This is a genomic window from Klebsiella sp. OBRC7, assembly GCF_000293135.1.
Lineage (GTDB): Bacteria > Pseudomonadota > Gammaproteobacteria > Enterobacterales > Enterobacteriaceae > Klebsiella > Klebsiella michiganensis.
In genome coordinates this window covers 1-23122 of record NZ_ALNJ01000056.1, presented here as the reverse complement: position 1 = coordinate 23122, position 23122 = coordinate 1, and the positions used below count along the sequence as shown (strand labels likewise).

At 55.9% G+C, this 23122-nt stretch carries 22 protein-coding genes, 1 tRNA gene and 1 pseudogene; 15 read left to right on the top strand and 9 right to left on the bottom strand.

Going from position 1 to position 23122, the window contains the following annotated elements; all coding sequences use genetic code 11:
* Positions 1-240: 240 nt before the first annotated feature.
* Together HMPREF1144_RS12265 and HMPREF1144_RS12260 are read left to right on the top strand one after the other, a co-directional pair.
* Complete coding sequence (locus tag HMPREF1144_RS12265; protein WP_009652908.1) at positions 241-1020, top strand: MBL fold metallo-hydrolase; 780 nt, start codon at positions 241-243, stop codon at positions 1018-1020.
* 14 nt (positions 1021-1034) lie between these two features.
* The gene (locus tag HMPREF1144_RS12260; RefSeq protein ID WP_009652904.1) at positions 1035-1988 is read left to right on the top strand and encodes a GlxA family transcriptional regulator; all 954 of its coding nucleotides are present in this window, start codon (positions 1035-1037) and stop codon (positions 1986-1988) included.
* On the opposite strand, the gene HMPREF1144_RS12255 is transcribed toward HMPREF1144_RS12260, so the two are convergent.
* From HMPREF1144_RS12255 to HMPREF1144_RS12245, 3 genes are all read right to left on the bottom strand, one after another.
* Entirely contained in the window at positions 1985-3034 is a 1050-nt protein-coding gene (locus tag HMPREF1144_RS12255) for an NAD(P)-dependent alcohol dehydrogenase (RefSeq protein WP_004855550.1), read from the bottom strand. The two genes, HMPREF1144_RS12260 and HMPREF1144_RS12255, sit on opposite strands and share 4 nt — an antisense overlap.
* 159 nt (positions 3035-3193) lie before the next feature.
* The gene (locus tag HMPREF1144_RS12250) at positions 3194-3496 is read right to left on the bottom strand and encodes a putative quinol monooxygenase (protein ID WP_004855548.1); all 303 of its coding nucleotides are present in this window, start codon (positions 3494-3496) and stop codon (positions 3194-3196) included.
* 1 nt (position 3497) lies between these two features.
* On the bottom strand, positions 3498-4505 hold the full coding sequence (locus HMPREF1144_RS12245) for a zinc-binding alcohol dehydrogenase family protein (RefSeq protein ID WP_004855546.1): 1008 nt from the start codon (positions 4503-4505) through the stop codon (positions 3498-3500).
* A 256-nt stretch (positions 4506-4761) separates the two neighbouring features.
* On the opposite strand from HMPREF1144_RS12245, the gene HMPREF1144_RS12240 reads away from it, so the two are divergent.
* Positions 4762-5367, top strand: coding sequence for a shikimate kinase (locus tag HMPREF1144_RS12240; protein ID WP_004855544.1), 606 nt, complete (start codon positions 4762-4764; stop codon positions 5365-5367).
* A gap of 156 nt (positions 5368-5523) precedes the next feature.
* Here the strand turns inward: HMPREF1144_RS12240 and HMPREF1144_RS12235 are convergent, their stop codons facing one another.
* Entirely contained in the window at positions 5524-6552 is a 1029-nt protein-coding gene (locus tag HMPREF1144_RS12235; protein ID WP_071532257.1) for a virulence RhuM family protein, read from the bottom strand.
* 124 nt (positions 6553-6676) lie between these two features.
* The gene (locus tag HMPREF1144_RS12230) at positions 6677-6964 is read right to left on the bottom strand and encodes a SymE family type I addiction module toxin (protein ID WP_004855541.1); all 288 of its coding nucleotides are present in this window, start codon (positions 6962-6964) and stop codon (positions 6677-6679) included.
* A 126-nt stretch (positions 6965-7090) separates the two neighbouring features.
* Between HMPREF1144_RS12230 and HMPREF1144_RS12225 the strand changes: the two genes are divergently transcribed.
* Positions 7091-7282: a toxin-antitoxin system HicB family antitoxin gene (locus HMPREF1144_RS12225; protein WP_009652903.1), complete on the top strand. Its 192-nt coding sequence runs from the start codon at positions 7091-7093 to the stop codon at positions 7280-7282.
* Between the two features lie 38 nt (positions 7283-7320).
* Here the strand turns inward: HMPREF1144_RS12225 and HMPREF1144_RS12220 are convergent.
* Positions 7321-7415, bottom strand: a tRNA-Sec gene (locus tag HMPREF1144_RS12220).
* A 291-nt stretch (positions 7416-7706) separates the two neighbouring features.
* On the opposite strand from HMPREF1144_RS12220, the gene HMPREF1144_RS12215 reads away from it, so the two are divergent.
* From HMPREF1144_RS12215 to HMPREF1144_RS12165, 11 genes and pseudogenes are all read left to right on the top strand, one after another.
* Complete coding sequence (locus HMPREF1144_RS12215; RefSeq protein ID WP_009652910.1) at positions 7707-9101, top strand: glycoside-pentoside-hexuronide family transporter; 1395 nt, start codon at positions 7707-7709, stop codon at positions 9099-9101.
* A 13-nt stretch (positions 9102-9114) separates the two neighbouring features.
* On the top strand, positions 9115-11433 hold the full coding sequence (yicI, locus tag HMPREF1144_RS12210) for an alpha-xylosidase (RefSeq protein WP_009652901.1): 2319 nt from the start codon (positions 9115-9117) through the stop codon (positions 11431-11433).
* Between the two features lie 427 nt (positions 11434-11860).
* Positions 11861-13432, top strand: a complete 1572-nt coding sequence (locus tag HMPREF1144_RS12205) for a BglG family transcription antiterminator (RefSeq protein WP_004855537.1) — start codon at positions 11861-11863, stop codon at positions 13430-13432.
* 10 nt (positions 13433-13442) lie between these two features.
* Positions 13443-13913, top strand: coding sequence for a PTS sugar transporter subunit IIA (locus HMPREF1144_RS12200; protein WP_004126743.1), 471 nt, complete (start codon positions 13443-13445; stop codon positions 13911-13913).
* 21 nt (positions 13914-13934) lie between these two features.
* Entirely contained in the window at positions 13935-14249 is a 315-nt protein-coding gene (locus HMPREF1144_RS12195) for a PTS fructose transporter subunit IIB (RefSeq protein ID WP_004126741.1), read from the top strand.
* 23 nt (positions 14250-14272) lie between these two features.
* On the top strand, positions 14273-15364 hold the full coding sequence (locus HMPREF1144_RS12190) for a PTS fructose transporter subunit IIC (protein ID WP_004855536.1): 1092 nt from the start codon (positions 14273-14275) through the stop codon (positions 15362-15364).
* An 11-nt stretch (positions 15365-15375) separates the two neighbouring features.
* Positions 15376-16226 (top strand): annotated as a pseudogene (locus HMPREF1144_RS12185) (class II fructose-bisphosphate aldolase).
* 80 nt (positions 16227-16306) lie between these two features.
* Positions 16307-17167 carry a ketose-bisphosphate aldolase gene (locus tag HMPREF1144_RS12180; RefSeq protein ID WP_004855534.1) on the top strand — a complete coding sequence of 287 codons (861 nt, stop codon included), beginning with the start codon at positions 16307-16309 and terminating at the stop codon, positions 17165-17167.
* A gap of 50 nt (positions 17168-17217) precedes the next feature.
* Positions 17218-18150: an ROK family protein gene (locus HMPREF1144_RS12175; RefSeq protein WP_009652911.1), complete on the top strand. Its 933-nt coding sequence runs from the start codon at positions 17218-17220 to the stop codon at positions 18148-18150.
* Positions 18131-18805, top strand: a complete 675-nt coding sequence (locus tag HMPREF1144_RS12170; protein ID WP_004855532.1) for a D-lyxose/D-mannose family sugar isomerase — start codon at positions 18131-18133, stop codon at positions 18803-18805. The genes HMPREF1144_RS12175 and HMPREF1144_RS12170 overlap by 20 nt, the downstream gene beginning before the upstream one ends.
* Before the next feature lie 159 nt (positions 18806-18964).
* A complete protein-coding gene (locus HMPREF1144_RS12165) occupies positions 18965-19696 on the top strand; it encodes a MurR/RpiR family transcriptional regulator (RefSeq protein ID WP_009652906.1) in 732 nt (243 codons plus the stop codon).
* 151 nt (positions 19697-19847) lie between these two features.
* On the opposite strand, the gene HMPREF1144_RS12160 is transcribed toward HMPREF1144_RS12165, so the two are convergent.
* From HMPREF1144_RS12160 to HMPREF1144_RS33615, 3 genes are all read right to left on the bottom strand, one after another.
* Entirely contained in the window at positions 19848-21227 is a 1380-nt protein-coding gene (locus HMPREF1144_RS12160; protein WP_009652909.1) for a glycoside hydrolase, read from the bottom strand.
* A gap of 13 nt (positions 21228-21240) precedes the next feature.
* Positions 21241-22800 carry a PTS transporter subunit EIIC gene (locus HMPREF1144_RS12155; RefSeq protein ID WP_004855529.1) on the bottom strand — a complete coding sequence of 520 codons (1560 nt, stop codon included), beginning with the start codon at positions 22798-22800 and terminating at the stop codon, positions 21241-21243.
* 118 nt (positions 22801-22918) lie between these two features.
* Positions 22919-23122, bottom strand: a 204-nt coding sequence (locus tag HMPREF1144_RS33615) for a hypothetical protein (protein WP_227500438.1), incomplete at its 5' end; no start/stop codon positions are given.

Below are 23122 nucleotides of genomic sequence, written 5' to 3'. Positions count from 1 at the left end.
ATGCTGAACCATGGGGTGTCTGCCAGAACCTCGACATCGTGCATATCGGCGGAGGTGAGTTTCTTTTTCATCGTAGCCACTGTTCCTCAAAGTTGAGCGTTCAGCACACCATAGCCAGGAGCCGATGGCAACCGTCGCAGATTGGCCCGATTTCATCGTTCATTGCCCAAACGCCCATATTGCGCCAGGCTTGTGGGACGTACGATGTTCGCCAGATAACCGCGAAGAGGAATGAACATCATGAAAATCACCCATGTGCGTAATGCTACCCAGCTTATTGAATATGCGGGTAAAAAGTTTCTCATTGACCCGATGCTTTCAGCCAGGGGAGCCTGGGCGGGCTTCGCCGGTACCGCGCGCAGCGAGTTGCGTAACCCACTGGTGGAATTACCTTTTTCCATTGAAGCGATCGTTGACGTGGATGCCGTTATCGTCACCCACACCCATGATGATCACTGGGACGAGGCGGCGATCGCCGCGATCCCCAAAACCCTGCCGGTTTACGTCCAGCATGACGCCGACGCTCAGCTGCTGCGCGGCCAGGGTTTTCGCGATATTCGTCTGCTCTCTGAGGACAGCGCGTTTGCTGACGTTGCGCTGGTGAAAACCACCTCGGGCCAGCACGGCAGCGATCGCACCTATGCGGTGCCGGCAATGGCCGAGCGCCTGGGCGAAGCCTGCGGCGTGGTGCTGCGCCATCCGCAGGAGAAAACCCTGTGGCTGGTGGGGGACACCATCTGGCGCGATGAAGTGGAAGCCGACATGCTGAGGCTGCGCCCTGACGTGGTGGTGTTGAATGCCGGGTATGCGCACGTCATCGGTTTTGGGCCGATCATCATGGGCAAAGAGGATGTGCTGAAGGCGCACTTCACCCTGCCGGAGGCCAAAATCGTCGCCAGCCATATGGAAGCGGTGAACCACTGTCTGCTCAGCCGCGATGAGCTGCGCCAGTACGTGGCTGACAATCAGATTGCCGAGGCGGTCAGCATCCCGCAGGATGGGGAAAGTATGGTCTTTTAGAAGCGGAGCGGGCGATGAAACTCACGGAAGTGGCGATTGTGGCGGTGGACGGGTTTAGCCCGTTTCACTACTCGGTGCCCTGTATGCTGTTTGGCGATACGGTCTCGGAAACCAAACGCTTTAACCTGCATATTTGCGCCGAACGGCCCGGGCTGCTCAGCGCCCGCGACGGCTTCGCGCTGAACGCCAGCGGCGATTTTTCCCTCCTGGCGCAGGCGGATATCGTGGTGGTGCCTTACTGGGGGGCGGTGAATCAGCGTCCACCGCAGCCGCTGCTTGACGGCCTGGTTCGCGCGCGCAATAACGGCGCGCAGATCGTCGGCCTGTGCCTCGGGGCGTTTGTACTCGGCTACGCCGGGCTGCTGGACGACAGGCGCGCGGCGACCCACTGGGAGTTCGAGCAGGATTTTCAGCGCCAGTTTCCGCAGGTGCGGCTGGATATCAACGCGCTGTACGTTGACGATGAGGGGATCATTACCTCGGCGGGCACCGCGGCGGCGCTCGACTGCTGCCTGTATCTCATTCGCCAGCGTTTTGGCAGCCTTGTCGCCAATCAGATCGCCCGGCGGATGATCGTCCCGCCGCACCGTGAGGGCGGCCAGGCGCAGTTTATCGCCCAGCCGGTACCGAAAAACACCCGCGACGCGCGGATAAACGGCCTGCTTGAGTATCTCCAGCAGCACATCCGCGAACCGCATAATCTCGACTCGCTGGCGCAGGTCGCGGCGATGAGCCGCCGGACCCTGACCCGCCATTTCGCCAAAGCGACCGGGATGGGTATCGCCGACTGGCTGGCCGCCGAGCGCCTGCGGCGCAGCCAGATCCTGCTGGAGGCCGGAGATTTACCGGTCGGGCAGGTGGCGGAGGAAGTGGGCTATCGCTCCGCCGTAACCTGGCGCCAGCAGTTTAAAGCGCGCTTTGGCGTCAGCCCGGCGGAGTGGCGGCGCACCTTTCGTCGCGGGGCTTAGCCGCCGAGCGTGGCGCTGTCGATGACGAAGCGGTATTTCACGTCGCCTTTAATCATCCGCTCCCAGGCCTCGTTAATCTGGTCGCCGCGAATCAGCTCTATATCGGCGACGATGCCGTGCTCGGCGCAGAAATCGAGCATCTCCTGAGTTTCCGGGATGCCGCCGATCATCGACCCGGCAATTGACCGGCGGCGGAAGATCAGATTAAACACTTCCGGCGAGGGATGCGGCGTGGCGGGCGCGCCCACCAGCGTCATGGTGCCGTCGCGTTTGAGCAGGGTGGTGAAGGCATCGAGGTTATGCGGCGCCGCCACGGTGTTGAGTATGAAATCGAAGCTCTTCAGGTGGGCGGCCATTTCGTTTTCGTTGCGCGAGACCACCACTTCGTCCGCACCCAGCTCCCGCGCTGCGTCACGCTTGGATTCCGAGGTGGTAAAGGCCACCACGTGGGCGCCCATGGCGTGGGCCAACTTGATGCCCATATGCCCCAGCCCGCCAATGCCCACGATACCGACTTTTTTGCCCGGCCCGACGTTCCAGTGGCGCAGCGGCGAGTAAGTCGTGATGCCTGCGCACAGCAGCGGCGCGACGGCGGCCAGCTGCTCTTTGGGATGGCGGACGCGCAGCACGTAGCGCTGATGCACAACGATCTGCTGGGAGTAACCGCCTAAAGTGTGGCCGGGCGCGTCCTGCGCCGGGCCGTTATAGGTGAGCACCATATGGTCGCAATAGTTTTCCAGCCCATCCCGGCACTCCTCGCACTCTTTACAGCTGTCGACCATACAGCCGACGCCCACCAGATCGCCAACGGCGTGGCCGGAGACCCGGCTGCCTACGGCGGTCACCCGGCCGACGATTTCATGGCCCGGCACGCAGGGATAGAGCGTCCCTGCCCACTCGGAGCGGGCCTGGTGTACATCCGAGTGGCAGACGCCGCAATAATCAATGGCGATCTGCACATCGTCCGGCCCCGGTTCGCGGCGGGTGATGGCCATAGACCCCAACGGCTGGCTGGCCGAGTTCGTTCCAATAGCGTTGATCTGCATAGCAAAACCTCTTCTACATAACGGCGTTGAATAAAACGGAGGGGGGAGAGCGTTTTTTGAGCGGCAGGATCAAGCGTAGCCTGGTTGAGGCGCGATGGGTGAGGGAGAGCTCAAAGGGTTAAAGATGGGCTCACCCCCGTAAATGGAATGCAGAAAATATCAGGGCGCGACGGGCGTCAGATAATCCAGCCGCAGCGGCCCGGCAAGCAGGCTATCCATCTGCGCAATAAAATCCTGGAAGTGCGGCAGGGCGATATGCGCGTCCAGCGCTTCCTGATTGCGCCAGGATTCGCGCATATAGAACGTATCCGGCGCATCGCGCAGCTGAAACAGGGCGTAATCGAGGTTGCCTGGCTCCTGACGCGTCGGCAGCAGCAGCGCCTGCAGGGCCTGGCGCAGCGCGTCGCTGTGGCCCGGTTTCGCCGTCAGCACCGCGAGAAGTGAAATCGCCTCGCCGCTCATCTTAAAAGCCCTCCAGCACGATTTTGCCCACCGAACGCCCGGTTTCCAGCTGCGCGTGCGCTTTTTGCAGGTTGGCGGCGGTGATGGCGCCGTAGTGCTCGCCGAGGGTAGTCTTAATGGTGTTGTCGTCAATCAGCGCCGCCACGCGGGTCAGCAGCTGATGCTGGGCGATCATGTCCGGCGTGTCGAACATCGAGCGGGTAAACATAAATTCCCAGTGCAGGGAGATGCTTTTTGCCTTCAGCGGCACCACGTCGAGAGTTTGCGGATCGTCGATGAGTGCCAGCTTGCCCTGCGGTGCGAGAGCGGCGATCAGCTGCGGATAGTGCTGGTCGGTATTGGTCAGGCTGGCGACATGGGTCACCGCTTTAACGCCAATCCGCGCCAGCTCGTTGGCGAGCGGTTTGCTGTGATCGATAACATGATGCGCGCCCGCTTCCCGTACCCATTTCTGGCTTTCCGGGCGCGAGGCGGTGCCAATGACCGTCATACCGGTCAGCTTGCTGGCGAGCTGGGTCAGTATCGAACCGACGCCGCCCGCCGCGCCGACGATCAGCAGCGTGTCGCCCGCGTTGCCGCCTTCCTCTACGCCAAGACGGTGGAACAGCAGCTCCCAGGCGGTAATGGCGGTGAGCGGCAGCGCGGCGGCGGCGGCATTATCCAGCGAACGTGGTTTGCGGGCGACGATGCGCTCATCCACTAACTGAAACTCGCTGTTGCTGCCCGGACGGCCCAGCGCGCCGGCGTACCACACTTCATCTCCCGCGGCGAACAGCGTCACCGCGCTGCCGACGGCTTTCACCACGCCCACCGCGTCCCAGCCCAGCACGCGCGGGGTATCGGCGTTAAACCCGGCGCGGACTTTGGTATCCACCGGGTTGACGGAAATAGCCTTCACTTCAACCAGCAGATCATGCCCCTCGGCAACCGGCTGCGGCAGCTCGATGTCGGTTAAAAAAGGAATATTGCTGCCTTCTGCCGCCGCGCGGGTAATGGCGATCGCTTTCATACACTCTCCGGTTTTGAATGAGGTTCATCGTTTGAATGTATTGAGGATAGACCTTGTGACGTGGGGGAAAAATGGCACTACGGCGATAACTGTTATATTGAAAAAGTGAAAATCAGCGGACGCGATAAAAATCGAGCGTCACGCCGTCCCGCGTGCGGCCGCCGGAACAGATAAACAGCGAAGCGGTTATCCAGCACAGTGTTCTTTGCCATATTCTGATGAAATGACATTTTTACAAGGATGCGGGAAATCAAAGATGAATACGCTGTTTCTGATTGGCCCCGGCGGGGTGGGAAAAAGCACGGTTGGAGCGCTGCTGGCGCAGGCGATGAGCTACCCATTTATCGATCTCGATAGCGAATTTTGCGAGCAGATTTTAAATATTCGCCAATATATTCAGCGTGATGGATACGAGCGCTATGTGCGTGAGAACGCCGCGCTATGCTCTCGCCTGCTGGCGGAGAATCCGCATGAAAAACGCGTGGTGGTGCTCTCCTCGGGATTTCTTGCCACCGATGTCTGCCCGGAGATCGTTGCCAGCAACCGACTGCTTGTGCGGCAGTCCGGGTATTCCATCCTGCTACTGCCGTCAGAGGATATTGATATCGCAACGCGCATCGTGGTCGCGCGCCAGCTGATGCGCGGCTTTGGTCTGGTCAGAGAAAAAGAGGAGATGAAGTTCCGCCAGCGCTTTAGGGAATATTGTGCATTAGACGATTGCCGGGTGGTTTCGTCTGAGGAGCCGGAGAGGGTGGCGGAGCGGGTGCGGGAGAAGGTGGCTGCGGAACAGCGGAAACAAAAAAGCCTGGCGGCGATGCGTGAACTGAGCGAGCTGTCACAGAAGCTGGGATTGTATAACTAAACGCCACACAACGCGGCTCGGTGGGAATTACACAGGCCCAAAGATAATCTCGCATCGCGTAGGCCAGGCAAGGCGCCGGCCGGCAGAAAGACGAGCACAGCAGATAAAACAGGTTTAGACAAATGATTTTATTCGTGAGAATCGGAATCCTCAGCGCTACTTTTTAGACTCTGTTTTCCACTGTAGCAAAGCAGCAATATCCTTCTCACCCTCGGCTTCCTTTAAACGCCGTTGTTGTTCAGCAAACTGACTATATTCCGCCTGCGCTTTTTCATCTGCCATTTGCTTACTCACTTTACCTGCACCTTGCAGAACCTCGCGGTCGTTAAATTGCAGAAACTGATCCAGCTTATCCTGCCAGTCGCGTAAAAAGACCTGACGACGACGACGGGCCTGATCCTCAGCAAAATCCAGCCACATGTTAACCACGCGATTAAGTTCGCTGACCTCATCCTGAGTCAGATAATTTTTTGCCACCGTCACGTCCCCCTTACGCACCTCTTCACCTTTATAGCTAGTCAGTCCCATATGCGGTTGCCTGGCGTCAGCACGCTGATGAATGAGTTCAGCAGCGGTATGTCCGGTACAGGCAAAATGCAACTTGTTCTGGATGGTTTGAAAAAACTGCGTGGTTTCTTTTAGCGATGGTTGATAGTCGGCGGCTAATGCAAATATCTCTCGTACCCGCAAATAAACCCGGCGTTCGCTGGCGCGAATATCTCGGATGCGCTCCAGCATCTCATCGAAATAGTCGGGTACAGCCGATGAACCAACAGGCGGATTTTTTAACCGCTCATCATCCATCACAAAACCTTTGATCAGGTATTCCTGGAGCGTCTGGGTTGCCCACTGGCGGAACTGAGTGCCGCGAGGGGAGCGAACGCGATAGCCAACGGCAAGTATCAGAGGCAAACTAAAGTGTTGAACCTGATAATTTTTTCCATCACTGGCAGTCGTTCGGTAAAACCGAACAACTGAATTTTCCTCAAGTTCGCCTTCTTCAAATATATGCTTTATATGCTCGCTGATGGTGGCTTTCGCTTTACCATAGAGTTCGCAGATCATTGCCTGCGAGAGCCAAAGTGTATCGCTTTCAAAGCGGCATTCTACGCGTACTTTCCCATCACCGCTGGCAAACATAACGAACTCGCCTATGGGGGACGACGTTAAGTGTTCATTTGCCATATAGCCTCCGGGTTAACCTGCTTTGGTTCGCATAGTATGTCAGAAGAGCATAAATTTCATTAGACGGACGATTAACCCGGCGTCATTTGGGAGCGGCTATCCAGAAGGCGAACATGTCCGGGTGTCAGACGAGATGAAGCGTGTTGTTGACGCTTTTAAAGGATTGCTGAATTTGCAGTAGCTCCGCTTTAAGCATTTCTTCCTTATCGCTCTGCGGCAGCAGAACAATACAGCCATCCATTACCTTAACCGTGAAGCGCTTTCCAGTATCGAACCCCGCTGCGCGTAACCACTTGCCGGAAAGGGTGAGACTTGGTGTAGTGGTGTCCCGACCTTGCGGGCGATATCCCACAATCAGGTGACGCTCGGTTCCGGAAACGGCAAAGTCTGAGGTAGAATGCGAATCAGCCATAATCAACTCCTTGATAGTTGGTGTGGTTAGACGCTCCGGCCGTGTTCCCGCACTTCGGAGCGTTGTTTGTACAAGAGGCTTTTAGGTGGCCTCCTATATGTTGAGATTAGTTGGATAGGTGGCCTCATGTCAATCATAGCGCGCGAAAAAAAACCAAAGGGCGGCGGCCAGTCTCCGCAGTTCAAAATGCGCATTGATCCGGCATTAAAGGAGCAGCTGGATGCTGTTGCAGCGGAAGAGGGGGTGAGTCTCGCGAGCTGGTTTAAAGAACTGGCGAGAAACGCGCTAAAAGCGAAAGGTATTGAACCGAAAGGCTGATTTTCTGAATAAGTTCACATGAATAAAAATGATTGAACTGGCGGAAGATCACAGGAGTTGAACCTGCCCGGGACCGCTGGCGGCCCCAACTGGATTTGAAGTCCAGCCACCTCACCGGAGATGACGATCTTCCGCGCCTCGATTGCTACATGGAGGCGGGGCGCATTATAGCTACTTTCCTGCATTAACCACATACCCAAACGCACTTTTTTACTGTTAAAACTGGACTTTACAGAACCTTCTTAAACAATTCCTTGCAAAATCCGTGGCTTACACTTTTACACACTCTTTCAGGCTACCGGGATCACATAAAACAAGAAACGTAATTTGAATATGAGATATCGCAATTCATCTTACTGCGCGGATGGTTTACAAAGCATGTAACCGGTACCAACCCGCGGCAGCGCTGAGAGAAGAGTGTGCGATGAAAGATCATATTTTGTCCGTCAAAGAGAAGATTGGCTACGGCATGGGCGATGCTGCAAGCCACATCATTTTTGATAACGTCATGTTGTATATGATGTTTTTCTATACCGATATCTTTGGTATTCCTGCCGGCTATGTCGGCACCATGTTCCTGCTGGCCCGCGCGCTGGATGCGATATCCGACCCTTGCATGGGGCTGCTGGCCGACCGTACCCGCAGCCGCTGGGGAAAATTCCGCCCGTGGATCCTGTTCGGCGCGATTCCGTTCGGCCTCGTCTGCGTACTGGCCTACAGCTCGCCGGACCTGAGTCATAACGGCAAGCTGATATACGCCGCGGTCACCTACACGCTGCTGACTCTGCTCTACACCGTGGTCAACATCCCGTACTGCGCGCTGGGCGGGGTCATCACCGACAACCCAACGCAGCGTATCTCCCTGCAATCCTGGCGCTTTGTGCTGGCGACGGCGGGCGGCATGCTCTCCACCGTGCTGATGATGCCGCTGGTGAACTTTATCGGTGGCGAAGACAAAGCCTTTGGTTTCCAGGGCGGCATCGCGGTGCTGTCGGCGATCGCTTTCCTGATGCTGGCGTTTTGCTTCTTCACCACCAAAGAGCGCGTCGAAGCGCCGCCGAGCTCAACCTCGATGCGGGAAGACCTGCGCGATATCTGGCGCAACGATCAGTGGCGTGTCGTCGGGCTGCTGACCATCCTCAACATCCTTGCGGTCTGCGTTCGCGGCGGCGCGATGATGTACTACACCACCTGGATCATGGGATCTGCTGGTCTGTTCACCGCCTTCCTCACCACCTACTGCGTCGGCAACCTGATTGGCTCGGCGCTGGCGAAGCCGCTCACCGACTGGACATGCAAAGTCAGCGTCTTCTGGTGGACTAACGCCGTGCTGGCGGCGCTGAGCGTGGCGATGTTCTTCGTGCCGATGGACGCCGAAATCACCATGTTCGTCTTTATCTTCGTGATTGGCGTGCTGCACCAGCTGGTGACGCCGATTCAGTGGGTGATGATGTCCGACACCGTCGACTACGGCGAATGGTGTAACGGCAAACGCCTGACCGGCATCAGCTTTGCGGGCACCCTGTTCGTGCTCAAGCTGGGCCTGGCGCTGGGCGGCGCGCTGATTGGCTGGATGCTGGCGGGCGGCGGTTACGATGCCGCGGCCAAAACCCAAAACGGCGCCACCATCACCATCATTATCTCATTATTTACCCTCGCTCCGGCGGTCTGTTACCTGCTGAGCGCGGTTATCGCGAAACGCTACTACACCCTGAAAACCCCGTTCCTGAAAAAGATGATGGCGGAGCTGGCTCAGGGCGCGCGCCGCAACGAACAGGAATTCATTTCAGCGCCGAACGGCAAAGAATTGCGAAACTAAGAGGAAGCTATTCATGAAAATCAGTGATGGAAACTGGCTTATTCAACCAGGACTCAATCTGATCCAACCTGTACAGGTGTACGAGGTTGAGCAACAGGGCAACGACATGGTGCTCTACGTCGCGTCGCGTGAAGTGCGCGAGCGTGCCGCCCAGCTGGACGTTCCGCTATTTACCGTGCGCTTCTTCTCTCCGCAGGAAGGCGTGATTGGCGTACGTATGGAGCACTTCCAGGGCGCGCTGAACAACGGCCCGCACTATCCGCTGAACGTGCTGAAAGACGTCAAGGTTGAGATTAACAACGGCGCTGAGTATGCCGAGCTGAAGAGCGGCAATTTGACCGCGCGCGTCACGAAAGGTGACTTCTGGTCGCTGGATTTCCTGCGCGACGGCGTGCGGATTACCGGTAGCCAGCTGAAAAACGACGGCTACGTGCAGGATACCAAAACGCATCGTAACTATATGTTTGAGCGCCTGGATCTCGGCGTCGGCGACACCGTTTACGGCCTCGGCGAGCGCTTTACCGCGCTGGTGCGCAACGGCCAGACGGTCGACACCTGGAACGAAGACGGCGGCACCAGCACCGAACAGTCGTACAAAAATATCCCGTTCTATCTGACCAACCGCGGCTACGGCGTGCTGGTGAATCATCCTGAGCGCGTCTCTTTCGAAATCGGCTCCGAGAAAGTCTCTAAGGTGCAGTTCAGCGTCGAAGGTGAATACCTGGAGTACTTCGTTATCGACGGCCCGACCCCGAAAGAGGTGCTGAACCGCTATACCCGGTTTACCGGGCGTCCGGCGCTGCCGCCGGCCTGGTCTTTCGGCCTGTGGCTGACTACCTCGTTCACTACCAACTACGATGAAGCGACGGTTAACAGCTTTATCGACGGCATGGCGGAGCGCAACCTGCCGCTGCACGTGTTCCACTTTGACTGCTTCTGGATGAAGGCCTTCCAGTGGTGCGATTTTGAATGGGATCCGGTGACCTTCCCTGACCCGGAAGGCATGATTAAGCGCCTGAAAGAGAAAGGGCTGAAGGTCTGCGTGTGGATTAACCCGTATATCGGCCAGCGTTCGCCGGTGTTTAAAGAGCTGCAGGAGAAAGGCTATCTGCTGAAACGCCCGGACGGTTCGCTGTGGCAGTGGGATAAATGGCAGCCGGGCCTGGCGATTTATGACTTCACTAATCCGCAAGCCTGCCAGTGGTATGCCGACAAGCTGAAAGGCCTGGTGGCGATGGGCGTTGACTGCTTCAAGACCGACTTCGGCGAGCGTATCCCGACCGACGTGCAGTGGTTTGATGGTTCCGATCCGCAGAAAATGCACAACCACTACGCCTTCATCTATAACGAGCTGGTGTGGAACGTACTGAAAGAGACCGTCGGCGAGAAAGAAGCGGTGCTGTTCGCGCGCTCCGCCTCGGTGGGCGCGCAGCAGTTCCCGGTGCACTGGGGCGGCGACTGCTACGCCAACTATGAATCGATGGCGGAAAGCCTGCGCGGCGGCCTGTCGATCGGCATGTCCGGCTTTGGGTTCTGGAGCCACGATATCGGCGGCTTTGAAAACACCGCGCCCGCTCACGTCTACAAGCGCTGGTGCGCCTTCGGCCTGCTGTCGAGCCACAGCCGTCTGCACGGTAGCAAATCCTATCGCGTGCCGTGGGCCTACGATGACGAGTCCTGCGACGTGGTGCGCCACTTCACGCAGCTGAAATGCCGCATGATGCCGTATCTGTACCGTCAGGCGGCGCTGGCCAATGAGTTCGGTACGCCGATGCTGCGTTCGATGATGCTGGAGTTCCCGCACGACCCGGCCTGCGACTATCTGGATCGGCAGTACATGCTGGGGGATTCCGTGCTGGTGGCACCGGTGTTTAGCGAAGCGGGAGACGTCCAGTTCTGGCTGCCGGAAGGCCGCTGGACCCATCTGTGGCACAACGATGAAGCGCAGGGTAGCCGCTGGCATAAGCAGAATCACGATGTGCTGAGCCTGCCGGTGTACGTGCGTGACAACACTTTGCTGGCGCTGGGCAACAACGACCAGAAGCCGGACTACGCGTGGAACGAAGGTACCGCCTTCCAGCTATTTAGCCTCGACGATGGTCGCGAAGCCGTCTGTCAGGTGCCGGCCGCGGACGGATCGGTGGTCTTTACCCTGACGGCGAAACGCCAGGGCAACGTCATCACCGTCAGCGGTGACGGCGAGGCCAGCGGCTGGACGCTATGCCTGCGCAACATCCAGCAGGTGGCGGGCGTGCAGGGCGGCGCTCAGGCGGGTAGCGAGCTGGGCGTGGTGGTGACCGCGCAGGGCAATGCGTTGACGATTACGCTGTAAGCGCTTTGTAGCCGGACAGGCGCATCAGGCGCCGCCTCCGGGGTTAGAGGCACAATGCAGCCTCCGCTTTTCCCCGGCTCGCGCTACGCTTAGCCGGGCTACAGGCTGCGGGCCAGTAGCCCGGACAAGGCGCGTCAAGCGCCGCCTCCGGGAATGCTGTCAGGCTAAAGGCGGTTAACCATTCCCGGGTATATTCTTATGATGAATTGAGATCGCTATCACGTATATTTCTTCCTGAAATGTGATCTGAATTATAATTATTCCTTAATTCCTCTCTTCGTTTTATTTCTGTCCGGATGTCTGGACAAAATTTAGTATTGTTGTTTACGCCTCTGCTACTTATATTTATCCTCAATGATTTATGTAGCGCTCGCGTGGTATCGCGCTGGCCTCCAGACATTAATCTGGTATGCAATAAGGGTAAATAATGCAAATGATTACCTCACGACAGAACAGATTATTGAAATTTCTCCTGCCCCGCAGAGAATACGTTACGCTGATGAAAATTGCTGAATATTTAAATGTTTCAGAAAAAACGGTTCAGCGTGATTTACGCTTTTTAGAACAGTGGTTATCTGAGTGGAAAATGACTATCGACAAACGCTCAGGCACCGGCGTGATGCTGATCGCTGATAATGTCACGGATCTGCTGCAATTAGACCAATTACTCGGTAACGAAGGGGAGGACAGCGATGTCATGATGAATAACTCCCGGCGTGTGAAAATTGCTTCGCAGCTCTTAAGTGAGACTCCGCGGGAGACATCAATTAATAAGCTCTCTGAGCGTTATTTTATCAGTAGTGCATCTATCGTTAATGATCTGAAAATTATTGAGTCATGGATTGCTCCGCTCGGCTTAACGCTGATTCGTAGCCAGAGCGGGACGCATATTGAAGGCAGCGAAAACAGCGTCCGCCAGGCGATGGCGTCGTTAATTAATGGGGTGATTAATCATAATGAGCCCGGCTGTATTATCCATTCCCGGCTGGACTCAGGAAGCTATAAAGCGCTGGTACATTATTTTGGTGAGGATGACGTTTTATTTGTTCAGTCATTATTGCAGGAAATGGAGCGCAAGCTGTGCTGGTCATTAGGCGAACCGTATTATGTGAATATTTTTACCCATATCCTCATTATGATGTATCGCATTACCCGTGGGAATGCCTTACCGCGGCGTGAACAGGGGCAGCAGATTTTTGATGAGACGATATTTAGCGTTGCCCAGAATATGCTGCAAAAAATTGAACACCGTATTGACCATTCGCTGCCGGAAGATGAAGTCTGGTTTATTTATCAGTACATCATCTCCTCAGGCGTTGTGGTGGAAGAGCGAGATGATGTCAGCATGGTGCGCTATATGCATTCTAGCGATGAGGCCCGACAAATTACCGATCGCCTGATTAGCGCTTTTTCCACCATGATTGATCTCGATTTAACCGCCGATCGCGCGTTATACGATGGCCTGCTCATTCATATCAAGCCGCTCATTAACCGCCTTAATTTTCGGATTTATATTCGTAACCCTCTGCTTGAGGATATCAAGGGCGAGCTGACGGACGTGTGGCCGCTCACCCAGCGGGCGGTCAATCAGGTTTTTAGCCGCTGGGGCGAGCGTGCGGTTTCCGACGACGAGATTGGCTATCTCACCGTTCATTTCCAGGCGGCGATGGAAAGACAGGTCGCCAGCAAGCGCGTTCTGCTGGTTTGTTCTACCGGAATCGGCACATCTCACCTGTTGAAAAGTAGAGTGTTAAGAGCGTTTCCTGACTGGACCATCGTCGGTGTGGTTTCGGCAAGCAGCCTGCATACACTTCAGCCGCAGGACCAGATTGAACTGGTTATTTCGACGATCAATCTTCCGGAAATAGCTTTGCCGGTAGTCTATGTTAGCGCATTTTTTAATGATACCGATATCCGACGGGTTACGGAAAAAATCGTTACCGACAAATTACATCGTGCGGCAATATCTGCTGTAGATAATGAAGTTTTATATCCATGAGGTAAAGAATATGGACATAACCAGGATTTTAAACACCAAACGCGTTTTGTTAGATATGCATGCTACGAATAAAGCGGAAGCCATCGAGGAGTTAACCGACTTATTACAAAAAGACGGGGCGATAAGCTGTCGAGAAACCTTTATTCAGGATGTCTGGCAGCGTGAGTCGGAAGGCTCAACGGGGTTTGAAAATCATATTGCGATCCCGCATGGAAAGTCGTCCGCCGTTGTTAATACCACCCTTGCCATTGGCCGCACCCGGCAGGATATCGCCTGGGAAACGCTGGACGGCAGCCAGGTACGCTGCATTATTTTATTTGCCGTTCGTCTGGAAGATCAAAATACCACCCATATTCGCCTGTTATCCCAGGTCGCCGGAGCGCTGGCGGATGATGACATTATTGAACAACTGCTCAAAGAAACCAGTCCGCAGAGGATTATTGATCTGTTTAACCAATATGCCGAGTCGGACATTTACTAACAATAACTAGCGGAGTCCGAGATGAATATTGTCTGTGTTGCTGCCTGTACCGCAGGTATTGCTCATACTTATATTGCACGTGAGAAGCTAATTAAAGGCGCGAAAGCGCTGGGCCACAATGTCAAAGTCGAAACCCAGGGAACCATTGGTACTGAAAATGAACTGGCGGCGGAAGATATTGACGCTGCGGATGTCGTTATTCTTGCCATTGATGTGAAAATCAAAGGCGAAGAGCGTTTTAAAAATAAACGGATTGTCAGAGTAAAAACGGAAGTCGTGATTAAGTCGCCGATTCAGTTTATCGAAAAGGTCGAAAAATCCTTAGCGAATGCCTGATCCTTAATCTGGAGGGATCTACCATGAGTGAGAATAAAACTCCCGTCTCACAGGAAATTAAGAAGCATTTATTAACCGGTATTTCATGGATGATACCGCTGATCGTCGCCGCCGGGATCTGTATCGCGCTGGGACAAGTCCTTGGCGGTACGAACGTTGGCGAGAAAACCGGCACCATCCCGTGGATGTTAAACCAAATCGGCGGCTGGGGAATGGGGCTGATTGTGCCCTTGATCTGCGCCGCTATCGCTTACTCCATTGCCGATCGTCCTGGATTCGCTCCGGGTTTGATCGTGGGTTTTGTCTGCGGGCAAATTCATACCGGCTTTATTGGCGGCATGCTGGGCGGCTTCCTCGTGGGCTACACGGTACTGGCGCTAAAACACTATATTCGGCTGCCGAAATCGATGCAGGGGCTGATGCCGATTATGGTGCTGCCGGTATTAAGCACCATCATTAGCGGTTTGCTGATGATGACCCTGATTGGCAAGCCCATTGCCTGGCTGCAGGACGCGCTGATTCACATGCTGGAGTCGATGCAGGGCGGCTCGCGCTTCCTGCTGGGCGCCATCCTTGGCGCCATGGCGACCTTCGACTTCGGCGGTCCGGTGAATAAAACCATGTCGCTGTTTGCCGATGGTCTGCTGGTCAGCGGCGTTTACGGCCCGGAAGCGGTGAAGTTTGTGGGTTCGATAATCCCGCCGTTCGGCATCACCCTCTCGTTCCTGCTGACCCGCCATAAATATACCCGTGCCGAACGCGAAGCCCTGAAGGCCGCGTTCCCGATGGGGATCTGCATGATCACCGAAGGGGTGATCCCCATCGCTGCCCGCGACCTGCTGCGCGTCGTGGGATCCTGCGTGGTGGCGTCAGCGGTGGCCGGTGGCCTGATCATGACCTGGGGCGTGGAGAGTCCGGTGCCGCACGGTGGGATGTTTGTGGTGCCGCTCTTTACGCATCCCCTGCTGTTCTGCCTCTCTCTGGCGATTGGCACCGTGATTTGCGGCGTGATGCTCTCGCTGTGGAAAAAGCCGGTAACCGAGCGCGATGAAGAGTTTGATGAGCTGAACGACCAAAAGGTCAAAGATGAAGAAATCACCTTTACCCTCGAATAAACGGAGGCCCTATGTTTGCCGATATGAAAAGTATGGTGATCAAAGCCTGGCGTGAACGGTATGCCCTGCTGGCGATTAACTGCATGAACCTGGAAAGCGCACGCGCGGCGGTGCGCGTGGCGGAAAAACATCGCGCGCCGATTATTCTCAACCTGTATCAGGGGCATCTGTCGCACTTTCCGGCGACGACGGCGGCGGCGGTAGTCAGGGTACTGGCGGAGGAGGCGAGTATACCCGTGACGTTAAGTCTCGATCACGGCAAAGAGCCGATAAAAATACGTCAGGCTTTCCGCGCCGGATTTAGCGGGTTAATGATCGATGCTTCGGCGTTCGCGCTGGCGGAGAACATCCGCCAGACCCGAGAGGTCGCTGAACTGGCCGCCAGCGTTGGGCTATGCGTGGAGGGCGAACTGGGGCACCTGGCGGATGCGCCGCGCTACGACCAGGCCAGCAATGCCGATTTAATGACCCAGCCGCAGGACGTCCCTCCCTTTATCGAACAGACCGGGATTGACCTGCTGGCGGTCTCCGTGGGAACCGCCCACGGTATGTACGCCCCCGGCGTAAAACCGATGCTCGATTTCGACCGCCTGGCGCAGATACAGCGCGCGTCATCCGTGCCGCTGGCGCTGCACGGCGGGAGCGGTACGCCGTTCGAGCAACTGCAACGTTGCCCGGAATTCGGGGTCGCAAAAATCAACGTTGGGGCGCGGTATTTGAAGCGGGGAAAGCGGCGCTGCTGCACACCCTGTGCCACGACAGCACCATTGAGCTGGCCGATGCGCTATCGGTGATGGAGCAGGCCAGCGCTGACGCCATCGTTCCCTATTTACACGCATCCGGCTCAATCAATAAAGCCTGATTAAATCTCAGTAAGGCCTTCCATGCCGGCGCCCGTATGCCCTGGCAGGGCTTACCACACCCTGAAACTGGAGAATAACGATGTTAGTTTCAATGCATGAATTACTTAAACCCACCCGTGAACATGGTTTTGCTATCGGCGCATTTAACGTGGCGGATAGCTGTTTTATTCGCGCCGTGGTGGAAGAGGCGGAAGCGACAAATACGCCGGCGATTATTTCCATTCACCCCAGCGAGCACGATTTTGTGGGCGACGCGTTTTTTAGCTACGTGCGGGATATCACCCAGCGCAGCCGCGTGCCTTTCACCCTGCATCTGGATCATGGCGCCTCGGTGGAACATGTTCTGCGCGCCATTCAGTGTGGCTTCACCTCGGTCATGATCGATGGTTCGCTGCTGCCTTATGAAGAAAACGTGGCCCTGACCCGCGAAGTGGTGCGGCTGGCGCACGCGGTGGGCGTATCGGTCGAAGGTGAGCTGGGGACCATCGGCCAGACCGGAACCTCTGTCGAAGGCGGCGTGTCAGAAGTCACCTATACCGACCCGGCGCAGGCGGAAGATTTCGTCGCCCGTACCGGCGTGGATACGCTGGCGGTAGCGATTGGCACCGCGCACGGTATCTATCCGAAAGGAATGCAGCCGGAGCTACAGATGCACATTCTGCGCGATATCGCCGGGCGTCTGTCGATTCCGCTGGTGCTGCACGGCGGCTCGGCTAATCCGGATGCGGAAATTGCGGAATCCGTTACGCTTGGCGTCGGCAAAATCAATATTTCCAGCGATATGAAATATGCCTATTTCCAGAAAGTGCGCGAAATTCTGACAAAAGAGACATGGTGGGATCCGAATGTCATTTATCCGGAACCGATTAACGCCGCGCGGAAGGTGATTCGCCACAAAATGAAGCTCTTTGGCTCAACCGGCAAGGCCAGCCTGTACTAATCCCCCGGCGGGGCGGGGAAACCTGCCTCGCTATGAATAAGGAGGCCGGTATGAAGTATTTGGGGCTGGATATCGGCGGGAGCAAAATCGCCGCCGTGGTGATGGATGAACAAGGCCATGAATGGAGGCGTTTTCGCGTTGAAACGCGAAAACAGACCCGGCAGCAGTTTATCGCGACGCTGGTGGCGTTAATCACCGCGATTGGGGATGAGCTGGCTCAGCCTTTGGCTATCGGTATCGCCCTGCCGGGGAGTATCTCCCCGCAGACCGGCAGGATCCGCAATGCCAATATTCAGGTCATCAACGGCTGCCGCTTACAGGATGAGCTTGAGCAGCGCCTGGGCCAGCCGGTTGTGCTGGCGAACGATGGCAACTGTTTCGCCTTATCAGAAGCCTGCGATGGCGCAGGTGCCGATTATTCTCTGGTATTTGGCATGACGCTGGGGACCGGATGCGGGGGCGGTATTGCGCTTAATCGCCAGATTTTCCCCGGCGCGTCAGGGATTGCGGCGGAGTGCGGGCATATCACGCTGCCGGGATATCAGGAGGTCAACGATGGGCCGCCCGAGCGCTGCTACTGCGGAAAATATAACTGCGTCGAGTCCTTTATTTCCGGCACCGGGCTGAGCGCGCGCTATCGTTTGATGACCCGGCAGGCGCTCAGCAGTCAGGCTATTATCGCCCGGGCGCTGGAGGGCGAGCACGCCGCCTGCGATCAGGTGCTGCGCTTTCGCCAGCAGCTGGCGCGGACGCTGGCGACGGTGGTGAATCTTATCGATCCCGGCGTGATTGTTCTCGGCGGCGGTCTGTCTAACGTGGCGCTGCTGGTGAACGACCTGGAGGCGGATGTCGCCCCGCTGGTGTTTACGGACCATTTCACCACCCCCATCGTGCCTGCCCGACATGGTGACAGTAGCGGCATGCGCGGCGCAGCCTGGCTGGCCGTCCGAAGCGGAGTCGAAAATGAAACGTTCACAGATTAACTACGCGATTGATAAAGCGCACGCTATCGCCGAGTCCTTTCGCATTTGCTTACCCGAGTTTGCCTGCTTTACCGCCGATATCTGGGCGAAAAAGCGGGCTGAAGAGTGGCGAGAAGTTCGGGATCTACAGCTTGGCTGGGATATTACCGATTTTGGCAGCGGCCGTTTTCAGGAAACCGGACTGACGCTGTTGACCCTGCGTAATGGCGCGCCGGGCGATTCGCGCTATCCCAAACCCTACGCCGAGAAGATGTTGCAGATTCAGCAGGATCAGCAAACCCCCTGGCATTTTCATTATCACAAAATGGAAGATATTCTGAACCGCGGCGGCGGCAGGCTCTGTCTGCAGCTGGCATGGGCGACAGAGGATGAACAGCTGGATATGCAGCGCAGCGTGAGCGTCGCGGTTGATGGCCGCCAGCGCACGCTGAAACCGACAGAAACCCTGGTTCTTAACCCCGGGCAGGGCGTTTGCCTGCCGCCCACGCTGTACCACCGTTTTTGGGCTGAAAACGCGCTGGTGATGGGCTGGGAAATTTCGATGGTGAACGATGATAAGCGCGACAACCGTTTTCTGGAAGATAGCGGCCGCTTCCCGATGATTCAGGAAGATGAACCGAAAAAATGGTTATTGTGCAGTGAGTACGGGCGCTGAAAAGAGATAGACGTTGCTGAATCCACTACCCTCTTTACCGGAGGGTTTTTTTATTCCATTTTGTCTAAAAAAGTAACGTTCATTTCATTCTGGTGATTAATGCCACAGACGCCAGCGCCGCCGGGTGATAGCGTAGTTTAGCGCTGAGAGGAGCCCGGTATGGATTTAGAAAACATCTTTCGTGACGTTAAGCTAAGCAAGACGGAAATGACCGTGCTGCGTTTTATTCAGAACGATCCTGAGCAATGCGTTCGCGAGGGGATCCGCGCCGTGGCGGAGCACTGTTATAGCAATCCCTCTTCGCTGGTACGCCTGGCGAAGAAGCTGAAATTCAGCGGCTGGCTGGAGCTGGTCTATTTTATTAAATTCAATATCACCATGCCCAAACTCGATGTGACCAACGACATCGATTATATGAGCATTCAGCCGGCGGAGCGGATAGCTCCGCTGCTGAAAAGCCTGCAACATCACCGCATTTTGATTCACGGCAGCGGCTTTTCGCAGCTGATCGCCCAGTATATTTACAATAAATTTTTGGTAACCGGGGTGAATGCCAGCCTGGCGCTGTGGCCGGATTACGAAATCCTCGAGCAGAAGAACGCCGCCAAATTTGATTCGATCTGGATTATTTCCAAATCCGGACGCAGCAGTTCGGCGCTGAACTGGGTGAAGGCGCTGGAAGGCAAGGAGATTAACCTGGTCTGCTTTACCGGCGATTATCAAAGCCCGCTGGCGCAGGCGGCGGATACGGCGTTTATCATCCATGACCCGCAGAAGTTCGATGACGATATTTACTGGAGCAATCCATTTTTCGGCTACTGCATACTCGGCTTTGAGCGACTGCTGAAGATGTGGTTTATGCAGGCGGGCCTTCCCGGAGGCGGCGCCTGAGGCGCCTGTCCGGGCTACCGATCCGCAGACGGCGGTGAATCCGTAGCCCGGTCAGCGCAGCGCCACCGGGATGAAACAGAGTAGATGTCTCAGGCCCGGCACATTCCCCGGATAAGGCGTTAGCCGCCATCCGGGGGATTTCACCGGGCGTTTATTGCCAGTCGGCGAACTGCTTATCGTCGAGATAGGCTTCAACCAGCGTTTTTGCCAGCAAATAAGAGCCGACCAGCGGATGCGCCATCAGCGCCCGTACCGCCAGCGATTTATCGCGCTGCAGAATGGCCGCCACCGCCAGCCGCTCATACTCTTTCACGCTGGCGATCATATTCTTCTGCGCCGTCGGCACATGCTTCGGCGTCACCGGCTTCAGGCCCTCTTTGCTCAGGTCGCAGCTGATCTCAATCACATCGTCCGGGCGCAGGAAGTCCAGCGTGCCGTTGTTGGGCATCGATACCACGATGCGCTTGGTGGTGGTGCTGTTCACCGCCTCCAGAATATCCAGCGCTACGCCCGCGTAGCCGCCGGTATCCGGCTCCTCGATAAACTGCTTTAAGGTCAACGGCTCGCGGGTATGGAATTTTTCCTGCTGCGACTCGTTCTGCATATAGCTATTTTCCCGGCGCAGATAGTGCTTCATCCAGATGGTAAACGCCGCTTCCGGGTTGGCTTTGACATCAACGGTCAGCAGCGCTTCGCGCATATCGTGATTGATGCGGGCAATTTGCTCGCCGCGGGTTTCCGGCGCGTTCTGAATCGCTTTCAAAGCCACTTCGCGATAGTAGTAGTAGTAAAGATATTCATTAAGCAGCTGCTTATCGCATAGCTGAACCAGCTCCGGCGAAAAGTACTGCATCGCCGTCTTGCGATACAGGTCCGGGCTGGCGATCAGGCGCTCGGTGACATCCTCGCCGCGTACGGTGAAGTGGGTAAACCAGGAGAAGTGGTTCAGCCCGTAGCACTCGACGCCGAGATCGCGCTCGTCGCAGCCGAGGATCTCGGGCAGCTCGCGAATCAGCTCCGACGGTGCGTCGCAGATGCCGTACACCCGACGCTTAAAGCCGGATTTGATAATCGCCTCGGTGACCAGCCCTGACGGGTTGGTGAAGTTAAACAGAATGGCATCTTCGGCGGCGTGCTCTTCAATCAGGCGGCAGTAGTGAAGAATCGCCGGAATGGAACGCATCGCCATGGCGAAACCGCCCGCGCCGGTGGTCTCCTGGCCCAGCGTGTTGTGCGCCAGGGCGATACGCTCGTCGCGGATCCGGCTCTCATCGCCGCCCACCCGCAGGGTGGTTATCACATAGTGGCTATTTTTTAGCGCCGGCACCGGGTCGCTGGTTACGCTGAAATGAATATCCGGGCGAATGGCATTAAACACATAGCGGGCGATCTCGCCGAATATTTTCAGATTCTCCGCGGAGCTGTCGAGAAAAACCACTTCCGTTAAACCAATGCGGTGCGCGTTATATGCCAGAGATTTCGCCAGAAACGCAGAGCGAACGCCGCCCCCGCCTAATACGGTTAATTTCATAAATCACTCCCAATTAATTTTCTGCTAGCCAGCTATCAACCCGGGAACGAACCTGTCCCACTTTGACGCCGTAAATAACCTGAACTTCATTTCGATTTCGTACTACGCCGTTTGCGCCGGTGCTTTTTAATATCGTATCGTCAACCAGATCCATATTATGAATAGCGACGCGCAGGCGGGTAAAACAGTTGTCGACGGAAATAATGTTCTCTTTACCACCCAGACCATTAATAATTTCATTGGTGACCGACTGCGGTTCGCCCATTTTTTTTCGGTAATCAGCCTTGCTATATAACTTCACGTTTTCATCGTCTTCACGACCCGGGGTTTTAAGATTCAACTTAACGACCAGCGTGCGGAAGATAACGTAGTAGACGGCGAACTGACCAATCCCGATAAGCACGTAGCCGGGCCAGCGGGTCAGGGAGACCGGCAGCGGCAGGTTATAAATCAGGAACTCAATCAGCCCGGAAGCGCCCCAGGGACGCACGGTAAAGATGTCGCAAATCGCCTGCGAGGCCGCGGTTAACGTGGCGTGGATCACCCACAGCAGCGGCGAAACGAACAGGAAGGTAAACTCAATCGGCTCGGTGATGCCGGTGAGCATAGAGGTGATAATGGCCGGCAGCAGAATCGCTTTGGCCATCATTTTTTTCTCCGGTTTCGCCGTGTGGTAGAACGCCAGAGAGGCGCCAGCCAGGCCGAAGATGGTGGTCATCCCCTGCTGCGAGAAACGCAGCGCCTCGTTCATTACCGGGGTTAAATCCGGGTGGCGCATATAGGCGAGGAAAATCGCCTGGGTGCCGGAGACGACCTGGCCGTCGACGTTCAGCGTTCCGCCGATTTGCGTGAGCTGGAACGGCGACCAGACGAAGTGGTGCAGGCCGGTGGGGATGAGGAATTTTTCAAAGAAGCCGTAGACGAAGACCCCCGCCACGCCGGCGTTCTTCATAAAGCCGGTCAGCGCCGCGATGCCGTGGGTCATAAACGGCCAGATCCAGGTAAAGGCGATGGCGTAGAAAATGACGACCGGGGTCATCGCCACCAGCGTCAGCTTGGCTCCGCCGTACATGGAGAGCGCGCCGGGCAGTTCAATCGTCGACACTTTGTTATGCACCCAAGCGATGGTGCAGCCGAGAATAATCCCGAGGAAGACCCCCATATCGACTACCACAAACCCCAGCAGCTGAGTCTGCCCGGTACCGTAATATTCGCCGTTAATTTTTTCCGCGAGTCCGTGGGTATGCTCCAGCCACGAGTGGTTAGCGCCAAGAAACATGATAAAACACATCACCGAAACCAGCGCCACTTCGGTTTTTTTATCTTTTGCCAGGCCATAGCTGATACCGACGCAAAAGAGTAATCCCAGATTGCCAAATAATGGCCAGAAGGTATCGCCGAGCAGCTGGCCGAGCTGGTGTAAAAAGCTGGTCTCCGAAATTAATGTTGGGTTGGTTAAGACTGAACTGAGTGCCAAAATTAAGCCGATGACCGGCAAGAACAATACTGCACCGATCATTGCTCTGGAGAATTTTTGCATATTCTCCAGAATACGTTGACGTATTACAGACATGGTCGTTCCTTTATTTTTGTATACCCGTCATACTTCAAGTTGCTTATGTGTTAGCTACGCTCGCTCACCCCAGTCACATAGTTATCTATGCTCCTGGGGACTCACTCCCTTGCCGCCTTTAAGCAACTCGAATTATTTTGGGCATAGGTTCAGGGACTTTAATTATTTTTTTAACTTCCAGTATTTTTGTTATAGCAAGTCCGCTATTTGAAAGGAACAGGTTGCGGGAAATAGGTACAAACAGCCGCTTAATGGCAACAGGTTTCGCGAATGGAACAGGCCCCTCTCCCGTGGGGGGAGAGGGAGAGGAAAAGTCAGGGCG

Excerpts from the sequence above, each read along its gene's own strand:
- HMPREF1144_RS12265 (WP_009652908.1), top strand. The coding sequence starts at position 241 with ATGAAAATCACCCATGTGCGTAATGCTACCCAGCTTATTGAATATGCG.
- HMPREF1144_RS12260 (WP_009652904.1), top strand. The coding sequence starts at position 1,035 with ATGAAACTCACGGAAGTGGCGATTGTGGCGGTGGACGGGTTTAGCCCG.
- HMPREF1144_RS12255 (WP_004855550.1), bottom strand. The coding sequence starts at position 3,034 with ATGCAGATCAACGCTATTGGAACGAACTCGGCCAGCCAGCCGTTGGGG.
- HMPREF1144_RS12250 (WP_004855548.1), bottom strand. The coding sequence starts at position 3,496 with ATGAGCGGCGAGGCGATTTCACTTCTCGCGGTGCTGACGGCGAAACCG.
- HMPREF1144_RS12245 (WP_004855546.1), bottom strand. The coding sequence starts at position 4,505 with ATGAAAGCGATCGCCATTACCCGCGCGGCGGCAGAAGGCAGCAATATT.
- HMPREF1144_RS12240 (WP_004855544.1), top strand. The coding sequence starts at position 4,762 with ATGAATACGCTGTTTCTGATTGGCCCCGGCGGGGTGGGAAAAAGCACG.
- HMPREF1144_RS12235 (WP_071532257.1), bottom strand. The coding sequence starts at position 6,552 with ATGGCAAATGAACACTTAACGTCGTCCCCCATAGGCGAGTTCGTTATG.
- HMPREF1144_RS12230 (WP_004855541.1), bottom strand. The coding sequence starts at position 6,964 with ATGGCTGATTCGCATTCTACCTCAGACTTTGCCGTTTCCGGAACCGAG.
- HMPREF1144_RS12225 (WP_009652903.1), top strand. The coding sequence starts at position 7,091 with ATGTCAATCATAGCGCGCGAAAAAAAACCAAAGGGCGGCGGCCAGTCT.
- HMPREF1144_RS12215 (WP_009652910.1), top strand. The coding sequence starts at position 7,707 with ATGAAAGATCATATTTTGTCCGTCAAAGAGAAGATTGGCTACGGCATG.
- yicI (WP_009652901.1), top strand. The coding sequence starts at position 9,115 with ATGAAAATCAGTGATGGAAACTGGCTTATTCAACCAGGACTCAATCTG.
- HMPREF1144_RS12205 (WP_004855537.1), top strand. The coding sequence starts at position 11,861 with ATGCAAATGATTACCTCACGACAGAACAGATTATTGAAATTTCTCCTG.
- HMPREF1144_RS12200 (WP_004126743.1), top strand. The coding sequence starts at position 13,443 with ATGGACATAACCAGGATTTTAAACACCAAACGCGTTTTGTTAGATATG.
- HMPREF1144_RS12195 (WP_004126741.1), top strand. The coding sequence starts at position 13,935 with ATGAATATTGTCTGTGTTGCTGCCTGTACCGCAGGTATTGCTCATACT.
- HMPREF1144_RS12190 (WP_004855536.1), top strand. The coding sequence starts at position 14,273 with ATGAGTGAGAATAAAACTCCCGTCTCACAGGAAATTAAGAAGCATTTA.
- HMPREF1144_RS12180 (WP_004855534.1), top strand. The coding sequence starts at position 16,307 with ATGTTAGTTTCAATGCATGAATTACTTAAACCCACCCGTGAACATGGT.
- HMPREF1144_RS12175 (WP_009652911.1), top strand. The coding sequence starts at position 17,218 with ATGAAGTATTTGGGGCTGGATATCGGCGGGAGCAAAATCGCCGCCGTG.
- HMPREF1144_RS12170 (WP_004855532.1), top strand. The coding sequence starts at position 18,131 with ATGAAACGTTCACAGATTAACTACGCGATTGATAAAGCGCACGCTATC.
- HMPREF1144_RS12165 (WP_009652906.1), top strand. The coding sequence starts at position 18,965 with ATGGATTTAGAAAACATCTTTCGTGACGTTAAGCTAAGCAAGACGGAA.
- HMPREF1144_RS12160 (WP_009652909.1), bottom strand. The coding sequence starts at position 21,227 with ATGAAATTAACCGTATTAGGCGGGGGCGGCGTTCGCTCTGCGTTTCTG.
- HMPREF1144_RS12155 (WP_004855529.1), bottom strand. The coding sequence starts at position 22,800 with ATGTCTGTAATACGTCAACGTATTCTGGAGAATATGCAAAAATTCTCC.